Origin of the sequence: Methylophaga sp. (genome assembly GCF_965655755.1) — a bacterium.
Classification (GTDB): Bacteria; Pseudomonadota; Gammaproteobacteria; order Nitrosococcales; family Methylophagaceae; genus Methylophaga.
In genome coordinates this window covers 92,557-111,544 of record NZ_CBFHHW010000001.1, presented here as the reverse complement: position 1 = coordinate 111,544, position 18,988 = coordinate 92,557, and the positions used below count along the sequence as shown (strand labels likewise).

Here is an 18,988-nt window from a genome sequence, read left to right as displayed (position 1 = left end):
GATCAATGCAAGACGAATTTGACTTCAATTTTCGAGAAATTGTAGAGCTGACCAATGATGCCATCATTGTTACCGATGCAAATATCGAAGTCCCAGGCCCCCAAATAGTCTACGTTAACCCCGCCTTCACAAAATTAACCGGCTATTCATTTAAAGAAGCTATGGGAAAAACCCCCAGAATGCTTCAAGGTGAGGGCACATCTGAATCATCCAAGAAAAAAATCAAAAAGGCGTTGCTTAAACAGCACGATATAAGAATTACACTTCGTAACTACACTAAGTCTGGCAAAGAGTACTGGATAGACGTGAGCATTGTCCCACTTAGAGATGATACTGGATCGGTGACGCACTATGCAGCCATACAGCGTGAGGTAACTGAACAGAAGCGTAAAGAGTCTCACCTTGAACATCTATCAACCACCGATGCTTTAACCGGCGCCGGGAACCGAAGAGCTCTTGATGAAAAGCTTGACGCATTATTTTCTGAGCGTCGAAAACAGGCAGAATTCTGCCTACTCGTCATTGATATTGATAATTTCAAACCCATCAATGATAAGTTCGGACATCCTGCCGGAGATCGTTACCTGATAGAACTGGTGAAGACATTGAAATCATTACTGAGAGAAAATGATTTCATTGCTCGCACCGGTGGTGAAGAGTTTTGTATCATCTTACCCAACACAGATATCGACTCAGCCTCGATTTCAGCCGAAAGGCTTCGTAAAGCGATTGAGCAACTTGAAGTCACAGAGTCTGTGGAAAATTATCAAATTCAGGCGACTATTAGCTTAGGTGTGTCACAAAGAACCATTCATGATGAGTCTGTCGAGTCTATATTTGAGCGGGCTGATAAGGCTTTATACGAAGCTAAAGAATCCGGTAAAAATCAATACAAAATTTCTAGACTCAAACGAAAACAACTTGCCGAATAAAACGCTTTTTCTCATTGTCCTGCCCACATTGAATCAAGCATGCCATTTACTATTCGTGCTGCATTTTCACTGCGGGAACCACGAAAGGTTGAAACTAACATTTTTGCCTCATTAAAGGCCTTATCAATGTCTTCCCGAAACAGCTGTTTAAAGCGGTTGACGCCAAGAATATAAATCCCTCCAGGCCGTTCAATTCGATTTAAAATTTCTTGCTCGGCATCACTCTGTCGCTGCGTAATGAGCTCCCCTAAAAGACAGCTATAAAGTGGAATACCCATAACAAAGGTCAATAGTTTGCTAACCTCTCTTGGGTTGCGGTCTTTCCAGTATTGGGCATACGCAGAGATACGTCTGAAGCGAGGCCAATCAAGGTGATCCAGTTTTGTTATTGGACCTGATGGCTGCCCCCCTTCAAAGATGGTTTCAATATCTCTACAAAAAGCATAAAAGTCTGGTAAAACAGCATCAGTTAAATGGCTTGAGACAAGCGCAATATCGGCTTCCAGCTCTTCCAGGGCCTCTAATGGGGAGTCATAGAGCTCAACCCGTGACTCTAACTTACAGTCATCTTCATTACGCCAGAAACGTAGCGCTTTCGCCTGAGGATGAAATTCAGCCATCACCGCCACAGATCTAAATAATGCTGCATGCTCAGACATGACATCGGATCCTTAAAAGCCACTGATTAAACCAAGCCGGTAACCAAGCTTATCTGATTCTATTTAATCTCATCTTAACAGGCATAAAAAAGCCCCGGAAGCTTTTGCTTGTCGGGGCTTATTAAAAAGAGCGAAATTAAGCCAGTGCAGCCAAGGCCTTATCGTAATCTGGTTCATCAGCAATTTCAGCAACCTGCTCAGTATAAAGCACATTGCCATCATCACTAATCACGACGACGGCACGTGAACATAGCTCAGCCAGTGGGCCTTCTTTCACTGTGAGGCCATAATCTTCTGGAAAACTGGAACGAAATGCCGATGCTGCAACCACATTTTCAATACCTTCTGCACCACAAAAGCGGGCCATTGCAAAGGGTAGATCTTTAGAGACACATACTACAGAGGTGTTATCCAGAGACGCAGCTTTTTTATTAAACTGACGCACTGAATTTGCACATGTAGGTGTATCAATTGAAGGAAAAATATTCAGCACAATGCGGCCAGACAAATCTGACAAATTGAGATCAGATAAATCATCTTTTGTCAGCGTAAAATCTGGCGCTTTGCTACCCACAGCCGGTAATTCGCCCGCTGTCTTGAATGGTGTACCTTTTAAAGTCACTGTTGCCATAGAGTAAACCTCCTTAAAACATTTAAATAATGGAAGATGAGCCTTACATTGACCGTGTTTTATGTCAACCTGAGCAGCCCATTCCGGTGAATGAGTTCATCAATGGTGTGATGTTATAAAATCACAGAGATGTTGATGCACTTTATGAGCATCTTCTAGATTACGTTTCGCTATACGGACGCGTTTATCTTCTATCATCGCAATCATTGCCACCACACCCACTATACTGGAAATGGTGCCCGCAATACCGCCTGATATCCAGGCAATGTAGATTGCGACACTGATTAGCATAAAGACCTGTATCACCATCCACTGCGATGCCAGTTTTTCTTTTCGGCAGGTAGCGCATTTGTGAGACCAAAGCTGCTCAAGTTCCATCAGTTCTTCTCGACTGAGCACAGCAAGCTTGTTGAAGTACTCAATACCAATAAGTTCGTCATTCTCATTACGTGAGACTAAATGGATGTCCTCAGCCATCTCCTTCAAAGCAGCAAACGTATTTTCATCACGTTCAATCATCCTGACTCCTAGGCTGTATCTTTTTTTCACTATGACGCAAGAGCCTGGAGGACTCCAGTGAAGATTTTCCCGTTATTTAACTCTCTTTGAAAAAGCGCTCTGGATAAAGTTGTTATAAAAAGTAAACGGCACACGACCATGATAGTTGTAAGCAAGGTAAAAAAACGTGAATATCAAGCTACAGAATTTAACGCCAACGTTAGCCTAAGACAGAAAAAACAGTTATAAAAAAGCCCTGATACCATCACAGGTATCAGGGCTCAATCAATCGCTATTTCATTTATTCCGTTGCTTCTTCGCTGGCAACCGTAATCGCTTGTTCAGGCGCCTCTAACTCCAAACGTTCCAGAAGTTTACCCATGGTTTCGGACAGCCAGTAGCATGAATAAAGATGGTTATAGTAAGTGTTGGTATATTCCGTACCGGCAGTCAACACTTCATTTTCTGTGTCCAGGAGATCCAGCAGCGTTCGCTGACCAATATTAAATTGTTGCTGGTAAGATTCACGTGTTTGTTTTGCTGAAGCTAATCGCTGCTCAAGAATAGGCAGCTGACGGGAGAAATTATCCACTGCATTCCAGGCAAGACGAACATCACGTTCAATATCACGAATGGCAATATTTGCTTCTTCTCTTGCCTGCTCACTTAAAAAGCTTGTTTGCTCAAGACGCGCTTTATCGGCACCACCATTCAACAGGTTGTAACGTAAACGAATCATAGCCAGAATTTCTTTCTCGTGCCCTTTGTCACCATCCAGATCATTGTCAGCACGCGTGCTTAATTCAAGATCGACACGAGGATGGAATGGCGCTTCTGCCCCTTGTTCTTCAGCTAAAGCGGCTTCATGCTGAGCCATAGCCGAACGCAAAGCAGGATGTTGGTGATAGGCAATTGCCAGTGCATCTTCGAGTGTTGCAGGTGCTTGATTACAACAATCCAGTCCAGGATCTACAGGTGCTTCAGGCATATTACCTACGACACGATTGTAGCTGCTCATTGCATCTTCAAGGTTGCCTTCGTTAGAGGTTTGGTTTGCTTGTGACAATGCCAAACGACCTCTGGTCTGCTCAAGATCGGCACTATTTCCAACACCGCTTTCACTACGCTGCTCAATCTGAGAGAAAATTTTCTCGTGACTCTCAAGGTTATCTTCTGTCAATTTCAACAAATCTTGCCGACGCAACACATCAAGATAGACTTCTACGGCCCGTAATGAGGTTGTTTCCGCCGTATCTGCCACGACATATCCAGCAGACTCGGCTAGAGACTGTGTTTGGTCGACAGAGCTTTTTGTTGCAAAGCCATCATAAAGCATCTGTGAGGCAGTCAAACCAGCCTCACCACGTGTCAGGGTAGAATGTCCAGGCGCCGTGGCGTTATTTTCCGTCCGCTCTCTGCCGATACCTAAATTCAAATCAACCTTCGGGTAATAACCAGCCCTTGCTTGATCGACCGTTTTATCAACACTCTGACGACGATTAGACTCGGCTAGAATGTTTGGGTTACTTTTGATCGTTTTATCGACTGCTTCAGTCAATGTCTCGGCCGACGCTGTTTGAGAAAGCATCAACGTTGCACTCAAAACTGAAGCCGTTAATGTCATTAATTTAAGTTTATGTATCATTGAAGACTCCACAATTAGCGTGCGTTAATTTCGACACGACGATTTCTGACTTCGACCGTTTCGTCTGGTGTCGACACTAATAGTCGATATTCACCCTCAGCAGATATTCTCACCGTATCTGCAGGAACACCATAGTCAACCAGTTCTTGAAGAACTTTTTGGGCTCGGCGTAAAGAAAGGGCTTCGTTATAGGCATTGGAAGCCGATGTATCGGTGTGACCACTGATAGTAACTTGACTAAAACCTCTGTCCAAGATTTCTTGGTAGATCTCTTCAGATTCAGCACGTGATTCGTCGGTGTAAACCGTTTGATCCAAAAGGAAATAGAGTTTGGCACTGAAAGGTTCCGGCAAAGTTTCCAGTTTCGGCGTTTCAGGAATAGCCATTGGTGGCACCTTACAGAAAGGCGCTTCACCTTCAGAAACGACAACAGGTGCTTCAACTGAATCGCGAAGATCCGATTGTGCTTTGTCAGGGCCGATATCGCCATGAATGGCGCTACACCCTGTTACAGAAACTGCAATCAGTAATAGTAGAAAACGGCATGAATTAATCATCACAGATGCCCCTTTTGAGAAACCGTGTAAATGCGAGATTGAAGATCACGTCGTGAGTCGTCAAAAAAAGAGGCACTGCTGACCATGTTAAAATCGGCTTGAAAGCTCAGCCTGTGAGCCACTTGAGACATAAATTCCTTCATTAAGCATCTTCTCCCTGAAAACCGACTCACAAAAGTGTGATTGAAAGTTATAACTGAAGTATCAGATTTTATTGAAGGCAAGTCAACCTAATCATCATGTTTAACAGGTGTTTACAGCACCTACATGTTAAATAAAATCAATTCAATGTCGCTTTCTGTACGTGAACAAATCCGAACCGTACTAAACCTCTATTAAACCTTATTGCGGTAAAAATGTGAACCGCATCACATTAATTATCTTTAATGTATAGATTTTATAAGGCAGTGAAACAGGGTTAACCCTTATATTACATGGTTTATAGCCTACTCTAAAATGGACTCAATGGCTTCGCTCATTTGAGTTGAGTCCGGTTCTACTCGACTGGAGAAGTGTTCTACAACATTACCTTGGCTGTTAATAAGATACTTATTAAAATTCCAGTCAGGCTGCTCACTTTGATTGTTAATTTCTTGAAATACCGGATTGGCTCTGTGGCCCTTTACATAACTCGGCGCAATCATTGTGAAACTAACACCAAAGTTTTCACGGCAGACTTTTGCAGCTTCCTCCTCCGTTTTAGCTTCTTGATTGAAGTCATTACTGGCAAACCCAACCACTACTAAATCTCGCTCCTTGTATTTTTGATGAAGCGATTCAAGTCCTTCGAACTGATGGGTGTATCCACAATGACTTGCTGTATTGATGATCAACACCGGTTTTCCTGTCGCCACATCACACAAGTTCACCGTATCCTTTGAATGCAGTCTGGGCATGTCGTAGTTCAAAAAATCTGGACATTGCTCTGTAGCATAGCTGTAGCTTGGGATAAATAACGACAAAAAGAGAATAGATAAACGCATGATAGCTTGAACCCTGTAAAACCCAATTGATGACTATAGAGACTGCTGCATGTGAAATGAAATTAATGTGATAAAAGCAGTTATGCGCGATAAAATTATTCTAACCTAAGACAAAATGCACGCCCAAACTTATACAAAGTAGGATGCTTCATTGTCTGATGGTTTTATTGTAAGCAGGTGACTTTGGCAATTTCGTATCTTGTGGTAATTTTATGCGGTCTTTTTAGGAAGCCTAATCATGAAACGTATTGCTCTATTACTTTCTTTTTGTCTAACCCTAGTGCTCGCAGGCTGCAATACCATTGAAGGACTGGGTAAAGATGTCGAGGCGGCTGGCGATGCGATTGAAAATAGCGCCAGCGAAAATAAGAATTATTAAAAAAGCCCCAATCAACGATTGAGGCTTTTTAGTCATAAAGTCTGACGGCTCTGATCAGTCAGATTTTTTTTCGCTACACTGCTGGCTAAACGCTTTGAGCATTTCACGTGCCTCAGCACTGTAACCAACCACAACCCCGGCAGCCACAGTAGCAATCATCGTTTTTGCCGGATGCTGTTTAATCAACTGAGCCAAAGCGGGATTCGTCAACGACTCTAAAAACGCATCCACTTCCTGTTGTGATGAGTCGGGTATTTTTTTCGACTGCTTATTTTTTTGTTCGCGATTGATACTATTCGTAACAATCAACAGAAGCAGCGCCAGAATGACATAACTCAAAGCAGTTATTACTGCCGCAACAGACGTTTCAAATACGGCTGCTAGGGCTATGAATTCCGCTACACCTGCAAATCCGAGGGCAAAAAAACTCAGTAACAGCGTCATTATGATGCTAACCGTACTGAGCTGTAATCGTGAACGCCAACTCATAAAGACTCCCTTTTGATGGCCGACTGGATTATTTATCTAGAATTTTACCGATTACGAGACCAACACCGAATGCCACAGCCATACTTGTGTACGGATGGGTTTCTACCTCGCCCTGAGCCTTATAGAAAGAATCTCTTGCCTGCTCCTGAGCGTAGTCAGCTTTTTCTTTAAGCTTATCTTGGCCTTGTTTGGCATAATCCGACGTCATTGTTTTCATTGTTTGCGTCAGTTCACTGAAATCTTTACGAAGTGTATCAAGTTGATCTTGTAATTCTTGATTGCTTGCTTGTGTAGCCATGTTTTAGTCTCCTTGATCGCATGTTACAAAATATGTGATATCCACCCGAAAAACCCGGGTGAATGAGCTAGAATCGTTTAATCCATAGCGTCTTCAGCTTCGTCTGCAGCATCCTCCATTGTGTCGCCAGCCTCTTCAATTGTTTCATCAATCTGCTCGCCGGCTTCTTCAGCTGGTCCGTCGTTATCGCATGCTGCAAGTAAGCCAAAGCTTGAAATCGCAAACATCAGCATCAAAGCACGACACAGCATTTTAAAAGAGGTTGAATTTTGTTCGTTATTCATTACACATCTCCTGTTAAAAATTCAGTCCTTTATTATCACGAGGATCATGTCCTCTACTTATCCTGACAATGACCTCAGACTATCGTTCACTATTTCAGCCTGTTCTCAGGCTCAGATAAACACAAGATCAATGTTTCTTCTGTTAAGCATTTCTCGTCTCAACCACCTTAAACTTGCTAAAAACGCGTTATTTTACCTAGCCATAAGTTGAGTGAACTTTTCGAGCACATTCATGTTCGCACTAGTAGATGGTCAAAACAACACCGGTCACTTGGTTGAGTAAGTCAGAAAAATTAACTTCAGAGTGTGTAATTTGAATGAAAAAAGGAGACTGAAATGAAAAAAATAACGTGTCTTTTATTAGGACTGACATTTGCATTATCCTTAACCGCATGTAACACCATGGAAGGCGTAGGCGAAGACATGGAAGCTGCAGGGGGAGCCATTGAGGGCGAAGCTTCTGAAGAAAAAGATTACTAAAAATAGCCTAAAAAGCCCCGCTCTAATCAAGTGGGGCTTTTTTTGCCCAAAAAAAAGCCAGGTTGGTTACCTGGCTTAAACAATAGAAGGAGCATGCAGTGAGAAAAAGTTTCTTCCCACAAAAAGCTTATCGACAAATCAACGGCAAAATTAAATAATTATTGGCCGGACGTATCTTCCTGCATTTTTTCTTTTCCAAACATCAACTCAACAGCGTTACATACCACCTTACTAAAGCGAAGACTGAAGCATAAGCAATTAAATTCTACTGGCACCCCAACTTTTATAAATTTTTTCTGATACCTCATCCAGAGAGGTTTGTGGAACCGCTTCCGGGGTTCCCGGTTCAAGTGGGTCATAATGAAAAATATATAAACGTGAAACGAATTGCTCAAATGGCAAAGACGCTTCGCCAAAACGCTCAGAATGTCCAGATGTGCTTACCAGAATACCATCGCCCCAATCCTGACCACTATCATTATTTGGGTTATAAAAATATACACGCATGACATTTTCCTGATCCAACGCAACACGTAAAATCGTAATGGCATGCCAGCCGATGAATCGCATGGCACTGTCAGTAACTGCCACACCTGCGGGCTGAGGGTGAATCAGTGGCTGGTTACCATTGTAATAAGGGTGATAACTGGCATAAAACCGTCTCAGAAATTCATCCAGATTGATCAACTTCCCGTTCGTCACATCAACATTAATGCTAAATCCACGGCCACACCACCAGCCATGAAATTCAGGGTTAACCCAACGGTGCGGATCACCTTCTCTGTCAAGACAAAGTCTGCCCATTTCCGCATAAATACGATCTAGGTGCGGCACCAGGATAAGGGAGACAGGATCCAGATCCATGGGCAACTCTTTTGCCAAACCGGCAACGATTTCATGAGATGAGATAGTCTGCCCTTCAAAGTGCATGACGACCTCGTCATCACGCGCAGCTCTGACAACAAGTTGTAATAAGTTATCTGGATCGTTATAGGCCCACATCGAAATCGCTCTCGCAGACTGACAAGTGGGGTTATTTCCTTGACCGACGCCTAGAGGCTGGCCGAGCACACACAATACACCTTCAAGCAATCGTGCTTCCGCAGAAGGCGTCTCACCGTACAGTATCGTCAGTCTTTGTTTCGAAAACTCAGACAATGACAACGACAATTGCCGCCATAAGGCTGGAGCCACCGGTGGTTGATACAAAATGCATCGTTCGAGCATCAATGCTAAGCCATAAATGGCTTGTGCTGATTCAGGATGCACTGCTTTATCTATGATTGCTTTGACTAAGTCGCTAAAACTTAATAAACAATCTCGTCCCGTTGAAGACAGGCCCAATGCTTCACTGACTAGTTGGTCACTATTTTCAGAAACAAAGCGCAGCAATACTGCATGATAGGGTGACACAAGCCCGGTATCATGCATGGCACGTGCAAACCCCGTCGCTTCATACTGCAGAGCAGCAGCATCCATCGCCTCTAGCCGTGCAAGATACACCTCGACCCCAGGATCTTCCCTGGAAGCCTGTGTCGCACCATAGAGACTGCTAATCAGGCGATCAGCACCATGTCCGCCTTGCCCCAGATCAATCTCCGGGTCTAACTGACAGATAGAAATCTGCGTTACCATTTGTTTGATGTGATCAACCTGAATAGGTCGTTGTTGCAGGATTCGCCAGATCTCGTCGATTAACTGCTCAATAACGTGCTCATACCCAATACGCTGAGCAAGATATTGCAAGAGGTTACGACTGATCTGTCCTAACCGCCCCTGAGTTTCGCGCTCAGCTTCTGAAGGCACAGAAAATAGCATCTGCAGGTTAACCGCTAATACCTGAGTCAGATGATGATGGGCCTGCTCTGATGAAATGGCGGAATGAGTATATTGGTTATCTGCCACCGCCAGCAAACGTAAGTCACTTAAAGCTTCAATAATGACGGTATCAGCATCTGCACTTTTCAAGGCGTAAGCACTCAAAGAAGCCACAAGAATCTGCGGTGAAGCATAGTCGGTGTTATTGAACACACCTGCCCGCTCTATACGCTCTATATATCGCTCCAGCAGCGCGCAACCTTCTTCAGATTGAAGGATTCGATTCACACTGTCATAAAGACGCCGTACATTTGTTGCCTTCGAAAAGTCCGGTGCTTCGTCTAATGCAGTAATGGCGTCTTCAAGCTCTTCCACTAACTGAGGCTGCGTCACCTCAATGCTCACATTCACATCACTCACTGATTCTACCAAGCTTATTCCTTATCGCATCTCTGAATACATTAAACCTATAAATCCAGAGACTCCTGATGTTTCAACAAATCCCGCATTTGTCAGGATCATATTCAAAAAAGTATACCAAACCCCAGCGTGCACCGAACCCTCTCCGCCCCGACTCGCTGTTTAGAGAAGCAGGGAAGATAGCCTTTATGCAGTATGCATGGAAGTAAACAGAAAATGGTTTTTTAAATTGAATGGCAATGCAACAAATTGCTCGCTGCATTGAGTGATTAAACATAAATGAGTCCTGCCCTGTTCTTCGGGCAGGACTCTGATGTCATATTATTTTTTAAACTTTTGTAATAATGCTTCAACTTCTCGGCCGGCAATATCCTTGCTGCCCAGTCCAATAGCTAATGCTGTACCAATTGCAACAGCACCTAACATCAAACCAAAGGCAATATTAATTATATCCTGAGCCAAGCCAAGTTGACGCAAGGCCATGGCAATGGTCAAGAACATAATAGCCACACTAGCCAGTGATGCTGCTGAATTAGGCATGCCCGCCTCAACAACAATACCTTTGACTTTTTTAGCCACAAAAATACCGATGGCTAAGATAACGGCTGCCAGAATCACTTGAACCGCAAACTCAATCATGACTGTAACAATCATGCTCAAAGGTTGGAAGTTAAGCAGTTCCGTCGCACCCAGAATAGCAAACAGAATCACACCGAGAAGCACCAAGCTGCCGGCATACTGACTAGGCGTTCGTTCCAGCCCCATTTCAAAGCCAAGATTTGACACCATCTTATTAAAGCCGGCAGCAGTCAATAAGTCAGTTACTAACTGAGCAACAAGCTTACCGATGTAATATGAAATCCCGATGACTAATGTTGCTGCAAGAATGCCTGGAATAGCCGCAAATATCATCTGAATCATATTTTGTGCAGGCTGCGAGATAGCAGCAATTCTCAGCGCATCAAGCGACTGAACAATTACCAACAGCAGGATAAAGGTGTAAGTGACCGTACCGATCAGATCCGAAAACTTGGTTTCGATACCAGTCCTTTCACTGAATTTATCCGCACCTGAAGCAGCTAATAAACTCGTCACAACCTGTTTCACTAGTCGTGCTACAAAGTAACCTACAGCGAAGATCAGTAAAGCGGAGATGATATTAGGTAGATAACTGAACAGTTTGGCAAACATATCCTGTAACGGTGTGACCAGACTTTCCATCTGCAAGACGCCTAGTACCATAGGCAAAAACAGTAAAAAGACTAACCAATAACCTGCTCTGGAAAAAGATTTACTCACAGACAAGTTATCTTCTTCGTCTTTGTCTAGATTATTCAATCGCTCATCAAGCTTGGCAACTGTCGATGCCTTTTCAATACCCTTCTCCAAAAGTGATGCCAGAATCCAGGCAATGATAAGTAATCCGGCAGCGGCACCCAATTTAGGAAGATAAGAAAAGATCTCTGTTAACAATGCATTGAGTGGCTGCGTAACCGTTTGTAAGTCCAACTTGTCAAAGAAGGTCAACAGACCGAATGCCATGATAATCCAAAAAGTGGTAACTGATATGACTTTTTCAATCGGAAAACTTTCTTTCAGACCAACCGTTTTGGTGAATTGATTATCGATCTGAGTTTTTAATAACAAACGATGAGAAACGCTTTTAACGATTCGCGCTGCGACGTAAAAGCCAATCAGATACAAAACAGCGACCACAAACAGCAGTACTGAGCTTTCGTATTGATTCCAAAATGCGGCTATTTGATCCATGAGAACCCCTTTTATTTAGTAGCACACAATTTAACCCTATAGGTTTAAACGTTAAATGTCCAAAATGACATTTAAAAACAAATGGTTAAATATCAACCAATCCTTCTGGATGGTACTTCTGGTTTAGCTTTGAGTGAGGTTGATCAAATAATTTTGATCAAAAAAAAGCCCCGGAGAATTAATCAGTTCCGAGGCTTTTAAGATCATGGTGGTTACATCGGGACGCGAGCTGGAGAATTATGAATTCTGAAATTGCAGGTATAACTTTTCACAACTTAATCCGACCAAATCCGTCAGAAAGAACCTTCCAAACAACAAGTAGTTAATCTCTACAGGCGGTTTTTAATCGATCCGATAATGGAAACCGATTTCAGACTCAGTCTTCCCCAGTATCCGGCAAGTAAGCACCATCTTCATCGTGCACTTCACGGCCGGTAACAGGCGGGTTAAATGAACATATAAGACGCATATCTTCGGTGCCGCCCCTCAGAGTGTGCTGATCATGCTTGTCCAGCGCATATAAAGTGCCATCCGTTATTTGATGCGTTTCACCTGTCGCTTTATCTAGAATGCTGCCGTTGCCGCCAACACAATACACAGCTTCGAGATGATGTTTGTACCAGAGATTGAGTTCTGCACCAGCCGGGATAATGGTTTCATGGAAAGAAAAGCCCATGCCATCTTTTTTAAGTAGCATACGGCGGCTGGTCCAGCCCGGGCCTGATACTTCGCGTTCGGTACCGATGATGTCCTGAACTCTTACGATTTTCATACTAATTCCTCATTCATTGGGTTATTAAATACAAACACTGCTTTCAGGATGCTTTTAACAAAACAGCTCTTAAACCATCATTGTGGCTTAGCTGTTTTCCCTGAAATCCTGACAGGTTTTTTAGCGTCAATGGTCGATTTTTCCGGCAGTGATCGAATCGCTGATAGTCGATCCGGTCACTTCAGTGGTCAGTAAACTCGAACCTCATGTTCATCCAAAGATACAGGCCCCTTTAATTGGAGACCACCGTGATTTCTTTGGTTAATGTAGCAATAGTTATTGGCTAATCGTTCTGTTTTATACCATATAGCTGAATGGCGTTTCCTGCAAAGGTTGAAGGCTGAAAATTCTCTTTATTAGACCCAAAATCCTATAGAAAACAGCATCATTGGACTTTTTGATTTTAAGGGTAAATTTGACATGTTTCGGCGTTAGCCGGAAGATAGAGGTGTATGCCCAATTATTCATACAAATCCGCGCCACACGCTGATGGCGCGACAGGGCAGCTTCTAAAGCCACTCGATGCTGCCATCAACCACCTTGCCGAAATCAATGCTCTTGAAGGCGTCTCACCCGTATTTGATGTGATCGACGCCGCGAAAGTTTTGATGTTCAACGCAGAAGGTTTGCAGGCACTCTATGAGCGTATTTCGTCAATTGAGGCAGCAGGATTCTTTGCTGGCAGCGATTGGGATTACCCGCAGACTTTAGTCCCCTCGTTGGCTGTTCGTACCATGCGTCATGGAGAGCAGGCTGCAACTGTGGTCGAATGTCTGAGCCAGATTCGCCTTCTCGCGGTAGTTAAGGGCGACTACATCCACCCATCGATCTCGGCGGAACACGCTCATCACTTTTTAACGCAAGTGTTGGCTATGAATCTCGACCTGGTAGTGAGTGATCTTCAGGAAAGTGACAGGCTTCGACCGGATAAAATCGGTTACGCTGTTAAGGAAACCTATCAGTTCCTGCTTGGGCACCTGGGCTACAATAACCTTCTGGAACATTTGGTGGCTGAAGTCTGGCGAATTCTGGAACAGCGCCCGGTCCAAGTGAATAGCGTTAAACAGATGGTGACCCAGATTGCTGTCTGCTTACAAAAACCGGATGCGATCGGCGGTGAAGTCGGTGACGAAGCGTTGCAGCTTATCCATGCTGTGTTCAGCCCTACAGAGGGTTGTCGTGAAGATCCCGGCTTCGACATTTATGCCGAGCGAATCAGGGAAATGGACGATGCTATGTTGTTGCAGGAGGCCATCGCCTTTGCTAAGGCCATGCACAGCACGGGATTAGTCTCACCCTACATGCCATGCTTTATACGCTACCTGCGCACCCGCTGGAATGACCTGATTCCTACAGCTTTAGGGCTGAGCTATACAGGAGCCGACGCTTTTCACTGCTATCCGGCATTGATTCATACCCTGATTGATGAAGCCCTGTTTCCAGAGACCAGTCAGTGTGCCTATGGCCTAGCTATGATGCTTGAGCGCGGCATTCTCTACGCTCCTTCCGTAGCACCGTCTCTGTGGCGACAAATACGATTATCGCTGTGCGATGTGGCGACACAGAAAATAGTGGCAGTCTTTGGTCAAAGCCGCTCACCAGAGTGTTTTCTGCTTGCCGACGTGCTGAATGTGCTCGGACGACCGTTAGGTGTGGGACAAGGAAACTATCCGACTTGTCAGTCTACGCGTGCTATCTCCATGTGGGCTTACAACATGCCTATGGAATTGCTTCGGATCCTTGCATGGGCGGCACGCGATGACGAAGTGGTCATGCGTTTTGAAGGTGACAGTATTTCTTCTCGGGATCTCGGTACTGGACTTGCCAGCGAGCCCCCGGTGGACGTTGATGCCGTATCACTGCTCACTGTTCCACACCTGGACCGCATCTATTTTGAAATGGGTCGTCGTAGTGCTGGGCGAGGAGAAGATCCCCATAAATGGGTCAACGCCGAATTCCACGGTGATCATGTCGGTCACGGATTTCGCATAGCCGTTGACGTATTTACGGGTGGTCTGAAAGATTTTGAAGGGTTTATTCGTGACTTTTATGCCGCTTATCACCCTTTTTACAATGGCAACATTCCGGTCATCAATCCGCAACCGGCCGGTATTGCTGTGACCGACAGTGCCAAGCGATTTCTTGGCTGGCACGCCATCACAATTCAAAGGCTTGCGCTGGACCCGGACGAGGTTATGCGCGTCTATTTTTTCAACCCGAATAATGACAGCGGTCAAAATTGGGGGCAAAACATTGTTACCTCGACCCAAGGCCATGGTGAGCTTTATGGTGAAGCTTCTTTGCCAGTAGCCGAGTTCGCCTCAAGGCTGTATGTGTTTCATTACGACCCACTCGAAAAAGGTGAGCCGAACGATATACCTATCGATGATGTCCAACACGCCATCAGCTTGGCTCAAGACAGTTGGGCTGTTGGACGCTAGTTAGCCAGCCCCACAATCACAGAACGACCATCACTGACGCTGCGAACCTAAGCGTCATTTTCCACAACTTATTGAGGAGAGCATAATATGTCGACAAAATCCGAAAGTCCGAAAACCACCGAGGTTTCAAGCTGGGCCGATCCCACGCTGGACTCTGTGAAAGGAACGGAAACCCCCAAGGATCCGAACAAGGGGTACATCGCATTACTGGGCTGGAGCCTCAACGCCATTAAAGCTGCTCAGAAGTTTGATCGTCGATATGTGGTGGTCGCACCCGACTGGGCCGCTGATTTTTGCGCGGCAAATAATATTCCATACATTCAATGGGACTTTGTACGCCTGAATGATCGATCCATGGAAATTGCCGAGCGACTAAAAGCCGAAGGCGTTGATGTTGCCATCCCCCTGTTTGAAGAAACCGTAGAGTGGTCAGGCGCTATCAACTCGGTCCTGATGGATAACCCACGTATGTACGGTCAGTCCATCCTGTTTCGGGATAAAGCATTGATGAAGCGCCGTGCCCAGCTGGGTGGTATACGGGTAGGGATTTTCGAAGAAGCTCACGAAAAAGACGACATCATCCGCTTTATGAAGCGCGTCAACCAGACACTGCTGAAACTCGACGGCGATCCCGATGATCCGATTCACGTTAAAGCATTCGACAAGGCCGGCTGCCTTGGACATCGGATGATCCGCACAATTGAAGAAATTGATAACATTCCGGATGAAGAGTATCCATTACTTATGGAAAGCCACCTTGATGGCTGGGAATTCGCAGTAGAAGCCTGGATTCACGATGGTGAGATCAAATTTCTGAACATCTCCGAGTACGTGACTTTGGGTTATTCGGTCTTTGTGCCTGCTACCCATGAACTGGAAAGCTGGCGTAATGCGATCACCAAACAGATCGAGAAACTGATTAAGACCTTCGATATCAAATTTGGGCTGATTCATCCCGAGTACTTTGTGACCGCCGATGGTGAAATGTACTTTGGCGAGATCGCTTATCGACCACCCGGATTTAAGGCGTTCGAATTGATTGAGCGTGCCTACGGGTTCAGTGCTTATCAAGCATCCATGTTAGTTTTCGACCCTAAGAGCACCAAAGAAGAGGTGGCGAACTTCTTTCCAAAAGAAGTGGAAGGCGCAAAAGGCTATGCCGGGTGCTTTGGTGTCTATCCCCGCCGTCGCGTAGTCAGCAAGCTGGAAATGCCAAAAGAGACTACCGAAAATCCATATTTTGATTTTCACGAGTTGGTTGCGCCCACCGAAGAAACGGTACCCGAACGCTCGGCCTTCGGTACACACTGGGGCCTGGTCTTCTTCTATGGCGACGATCCCATCAAAATGCGGGATTTGCTTAAAGCTCAGGAAGACTTGGACTTCTATGTCTAGCGCATTTTGCGGTTCTATTCCGAGTCTAGCATCGCTCTAAAAACTAAAGCCCTAATACATGCACTGTATTAGGGCTTTTTTATTTGTTCAGTTTAAGGGAGCCCGAAGCTCAAGATATGTATGGATGGTGTTATCGGATAATCGCCACACCGATCAGTACCGGATGCAGCCAGAACACGAAAGCCAGGTAGAGTGCTAAACCTCCGACGATCGCAACCGGGTCATTGGCCTTCCCAGAAGGAAAACGGGGATTATCCCGGACAGATCGACGCTTTATTGAAATGCGGTCAACCACGGCCCAGGCTAAAAAACTACCGAAAAGCAGCACATCGGCCAATGCCCCATTGGCCAACAAGTGACTAGCCGCCCAGAGCTTAACGGCCACCAGCATTGGGTGTTTCAGCGTATGTGAAATCCTGCCCGGGAGATAGGCGGCCAGAAAAAAAACGAACACTGGCAGCATCAGAAGCATCACCAGATGACGTGTCCACTCTGGGGAAGAATAAAGGACGATCGGATCGAGTCGAGCATCGCCATACCCCCGAATCAGCAGAATCAGCCCGACAAGAGCTATCACCGAGTAAAGTCCCTTCCAGCCATACTCGCCCAATCGAACGGCCGCTTTGTCCCTTGCAACAGGCGCAACGATTGACGCGGAGTGGATCCCCAGAAAAAGAATAAGCCCTACGATCAGTTCGGTCATCTCGAAAATCCTCGGTTAGCGGTTGTATGGCTCAAGAAGTATAAGCACTTTTTTATTGGAATTTAGAATACTACAGGCCATGTAACGTCTGTTCTGAGTTCTGCTCTATTACCTGTTACGTATCTCATAATTTTAACCATTAATTGTTTTGCCATGATTCTCCATCCGTTGAATGCTGAAATAATAACTTCTTCAAGAGGCCTTCTTGGCATTCCATAGCATATACTTTTTGTAAAATTGCATTGACCTCGCCACTTTTTTCAAAAAATTCAGGCAATAGCTTTTCAATAAGCATCTGGTCTCCGGCAATTTTTGCATCTAGCATAATATTAGCCAATTCATAACTTTTGTTGTATTTCGTAGTAAGCTCATTATAAATTTCAATATCCATGCTATTTGTAATCTCAAGGAAAAATTTTCCCGCCGGTGCCTTTTCTGCTTCAAAAGGCACAATCCTTAAATTACTGCTTGACATATATAAGGAAGAATGAACTTTCCTAACCCACTCGACATAGTCAACCATTGCCTTATAAATGTAGCCATGGATAAAGGTAGACCAAACATAATTTTCATTTATTAAATCTATAAAAGACGAAAGCTCTAATGGCTTACTAATGTAATAGCCTTGAACATGCTCGCACCCAATACCCATCAAATATCCAATTATGTCAGGGTTTTCCACCCCCTCTGCAATAGAGTCCATATTGAGTTGATGCGCGAGTTTAATACTATGCTCCAAAAGTGTGAGGCCATCAGGCGTGGCCATCGCTTTACTCGTAATACTGTAGTCTATTTTTAAAGCTGTAAATGGCAAATCCCTTAATTGCGCAAACGTAGCATACCCAGTACCAAAATCATCAATCGCAAGCCCAATATGGTGCTCTCTAAGCTCGGCTATTTGTTGTAAGCCTTTCTCACTAAGAGACAAAACAGAGCTTTCCGTTAATTCAATTTTTATTTTAGAATTATCACCAACAGAATTGTTAATTAAGTTGAAGAATATGGGAATAAATTCATCGTTATATAAGTCTTTGGCAGATATGTTTAACGATGAAATAATCGTATTGTCTGTCTTGAATATCTTTTCCTGATCCCTTAAAAAACGGGGAATCATGGCTTTTGTTATTTCGGTTATAAAGCCTGTTTTTTCGGCATAAGGAATGAAGTCCCCGGCTGGTATCAAATCACCATTGTCTTTCTTCCATCGGAGAAGAGCCTCGGCTCCATCAATCTTGCCTGTCGTTAATGAAAGTATGGGCTGATAATGAAATAGAAACTCATCATTTTCTAGCGCATCTGATAGACATTTAACCGTTAATTTCTGATCAGTCATTTGATCATCCTTAATACTCCATTTACTCAATAGTCTCTTTTATGAGACTACTAGCGAATAATAATTAAATTAGGTAAACATCTAACTATAGAGATTATTTGAGACCGTATGCTTATGTAACTGAAAATACAACCTTTATAAACTTCTAAGGATCGCGGTTATACGGCTAAAGTTAATTTATTTGACTATATTGAGCGATTCCATAATCCTCGCATGAGAAGACGAGTGGCAAGGTGCGATATGAAGTTTTCAAGCGTTTTTAAACCGACCGTGAAAACGGGGTAGACCCCAGAGAACACTTAAAACCACAATGTCGGTATTGCCAGAAATATCTCTATCCATATCATAACGTTTCTATCCTTTAGTAAAGACTTAAGTAAATTAAGGTTAGCGTGCAACAAAGCTGAACCCTATAACTTATCAATTGAGTTTTCTTAATCTGTGTCTACATGAGACAGAAACAAAAAAGCCTCAGCGCTAAAAATAACGCTAAGGCTTTGC

Annotated in this window: 19 protein-coding genes; 5 read left to right on the top strand and 14 right to left on the bottom strand. The window is 44.2% G+C overall.

Features of this window, described 5'->3' with window-relative positions; genetic code table 11:
• The first annotated feature begins 5 nt into the window (after window positions 1-5).
• On the top strand, window positions 6-932 hold the full coding sequence (locus ACTF5U_RS00585; RefSeq protein WP_438969681.1) for a diguanylate cyclase: 927 nt from the start codon (window positions 6-8) through the stop codon (window positions 930-932).
• A gap of 11 nt (window positions 933-943) precedes the next feature.
• Here ACTF5U_RS00585 and ACTF5U_RS00580 read toward each other — a convergent pair whose 3' ends face one another.
• From ACTF5U_RS00580 to ACTF5U_RS00555, 6 genes are all read right to left on the bottom strand, one after another.
• Window positions 944-1,591 carry a hypothetical protein gene (locus ACTF5U_RS00580; RefSeq protein WP_438969680.1) on the bottom strand — a complete coding sequence of 216 codons (648 nt, stop codon included), beginning with the start codon at window positions 1,589-1,591 and terminating at the stop codon, window positions 944-946.
• A gap of 136 nt (window positions 1,592-1,727) precedes the next feature.
• Window positions 1,728-2,222 carry a thiol peroxidase gene (tpx, locus tag ACTF5U_RS00575; protein ID WP_438969679.1) on the bottom strand — a complete coding sequence of 165 codons (495 nt, stop codon included), beginning with the start codon at window positions 2,220-2,222 and terminating at the stop codon, window positions 1,728-1,730.
• A 99-nt stretch (window positions 2,223-2,321) separates the two neighbouring features.
• Window positions 2,322-2,741: a hypothetical protein gene (locus ACTF5U_RS00570; RefSeq protein ID WP_438969678.1), complete on the bottom strand. Its 420-nt coding sequence runs from the start codon at window positions 2,739-2,741 to the stop codon at window positions 2,322-2,324.
• Window positions 2,742-3,021: 280 nt separating this feature from the next.
• A complete protein-coding gene (locus tag ACTF5U_RS00565) occupies window positions 3,022-4,365 on the bottom strand; it encodes a TolC family outer membrane protein (RefSeq protein ID WP_438969677.1) in 1,344 nt (447 codons plus the stop codon).
• A gap of 14 nt (window positions 4,366-4,379) precedes the next feature.
• Complete coding sequence (locus tag ACTF5U_RS00560) at window positions 4,380-4,922, bottom strand: OmpA family protein (protein ID WP_438969733.1); 543 nt, start codon at window positions 4,920-4,922, stop codon at window positions 4,380-4,382.
• Window positions 4,923-5,368: 446 nt separating this feature from the next.
• Entirely contained in the window at window positions 5,369-5,905 is a 537-nt protein-coding gene (locus tag ACTF5U_RS00555; protein ID WP_438969676.1) for a glutathione peroxidase, read from the bottom strand.
• Between the two features lie 238 nt (window positions 5,906-6,143).
• On the opposite strand from ACTF5U_RS00555, the gene ACTF5U_RS00550 reads away from it, so the two are divergent.
• Window positions 6,144-6,284 (top strand): entericidin A/B family lipoprotein, encoded by a 141-nt coding sequence (locus ACTF5U_RS00550; RefSeq protein WP_438969675.1) that lies wholly within the window; start codon window positions 6,144-6,146, stop codon window positions 6,282-6,284.
• Window positions 6,285-6,338: 54 nt separating this feature from the next.
• Here the strand turns inward: ACTF5U_RS00550 and ACTF5U_RS00545 are convergent, their stop codons facing one another.
• From ACTF5U_RS00545 to ACTF5U_RS00535, 3 genes are all read right to left on the bottom strand, one after another.
• The gene (locus tag ACTF5U_RS00545; protein ID WP_438969674.1) at window positions 6,339-6,773 is read right to left on the bottom strand and encodes a hypothetical protein; all 435 of its coding nucleotides are present in this window, start codon (window positions 6,771-6,773) and stop codon (window positions 6,339-6,341) included.
• Window positions 6,774-6,801: 28 nt separating this feature from the next.
• Entirely contained in the window at window positions 6,802-7,071 is a 270-nt protein-coding gene (locus tag ACTF5U_RS00540; RefSeq protein WP_438969673.1) for a DUF883 family protein, read from the bottom strand.
• A gap of 77 nt (window positions 7,072-7,148) precedes the next feature.
• The gene (locus ACTF5U_RS00535; protein WP_438969672.1) at window positions 7,149-7,355 is read right to left on the bottom strand and encodes a hypothetical protein; all 207 of its coding nucleotides are present in this window, start codon (window positions 7,353-7,355) and stop codon (window positions 7,149-7,151) included.
• Window positions 7,356-7,691: 336 nt separating this feature from the next.
• Here ACTF5U_RS00535 and ACTF5U_RS00530 point away from each other — a divergent pair, with 336 nt between their 5' ends.
• Window positions 7,692-7,835 carry an entericidin A/B family lipoprotein gene (locus ACTF5U_RS00530; RefSeq protein ID WP_438969671.1) on the top strand — a complete coding sequence of 48 codons (144 nt, stop codon included), beginning with the start codon at window positions 7,692-7,694 and terminating at the stop codon, window positions 7,833-7,835.
• A 258-nt stretch (window positions 7,836-8,093) separates the two neighbouring features.
• Here the strand turns inward: ACTF5U_RS00530 and ACTF5U_RS00525 are convergent, their stop codons facing one another.
• The 3 genes from ACTF5U_RS00525 to ACTF5U_RS00515 form a co-directional block, all read right to left on the bottom strand.
• Complete coding sequence (locus tag ACTF5U_RS00525) at window positions 8,094-10,085, bottom strand: hypothetical protein (RefSeq protein WP_438969670.1); 1,992 nt, start codon at window positions 10,083-10,085, stop codon at window positions 8,094-8,096.
• A 309-nt stretch (window positions 10,086-10,394) separates the two neighbouring features.
• Window positions 10,395-11,843, bottom strand: coding sequence for a mechanosensitive ion channel (locus ACTF5U_RS00520; RefSeq protein WP_438969669.1), 1,449 nt, complete (start codon window positions 11,841-11,843; stop codon window positions 10,395-10,397).
• Between the two features lie 376 nt (window positions 11,844-12,219).
• A complete protein-coding gene (locus ACTF5U_RS00515; RefSeq protein ID WP_438969668.1) occupies window positions 12,220-12,615 on the bottom strand; it encodes an ectoine synthase in 396 nt (131 codons plus the stop codon).
• A 452-nt stretch (window positions 12,616-13,067) separates the two neighbouring features.
• Between ACTF5U_RS00515 and ACTF5U_RS00510 the strand changes: the two genes are divergently transcribed.
• Together ACTF5U_RS00510 and ACTF5U_RS00505 are read left to right on the top strand one after the other, a co-directional pair.
• Complete coding sequence (locus ACTF5U_RS00510; RefSeq protein ID WP_438969667.1) at window positions 13,068-15,056, top strand: hypothetical protein; 1,989 nt, start codon at window positions 13,068-13,070, stop codon at window positions 15,054-15,056.
• Between the two features lie 87 nt (window positions 15,057-15,143).
• On the top strand, window positions 15,144-16,451 hold the full coding sequence (locus ACTF5U_RS00505; protein WP_438969666.1) for an ATP-grasp domain-containing protein: 1,308 nt from the start codon (window positions 15,144-15,146) through the stop codon (window positions 16,449-16,451).
• Between the two features lie 130 nt (window positions 16,452-16,581).
• Here ACTF5U_RS00505 and ACTF5U_RS00500 read toward each other — a convergent pair whose 3' ends face one another.
• Both ACTF5U_RS00500 and ACTF5U_RS00495 read right to left on the bottom strand, forming a co-directional pair.
• Window positions 16,582-17,154, bottom strand: a complete 573-nt coding sequence (locus ACTF5U_RS00500; protein ID WP_438969665.1) for an NnrU family protein — start codon at window positions 17,152-17,154, stop codon at window positions 16,582-16,584.
• A 139-nt stretch (window positions 17,155-17,293) separates the two neighbouring features.
• The gene (locus ACTF5U_RS00495) at window positions 17,294-18,487 is read right to left on the bottom strand and encodes an EAL domain-containing protein (protein ID WP_438969664.1); all 1,194 of its coding nucleotides are present in this window, start codon (window positions 18,485-18,487) and stop codon (window positions 17,294-17,296) included.
• Window positions 18,488-18,988 lie beyond the last annotated feature (501 nt).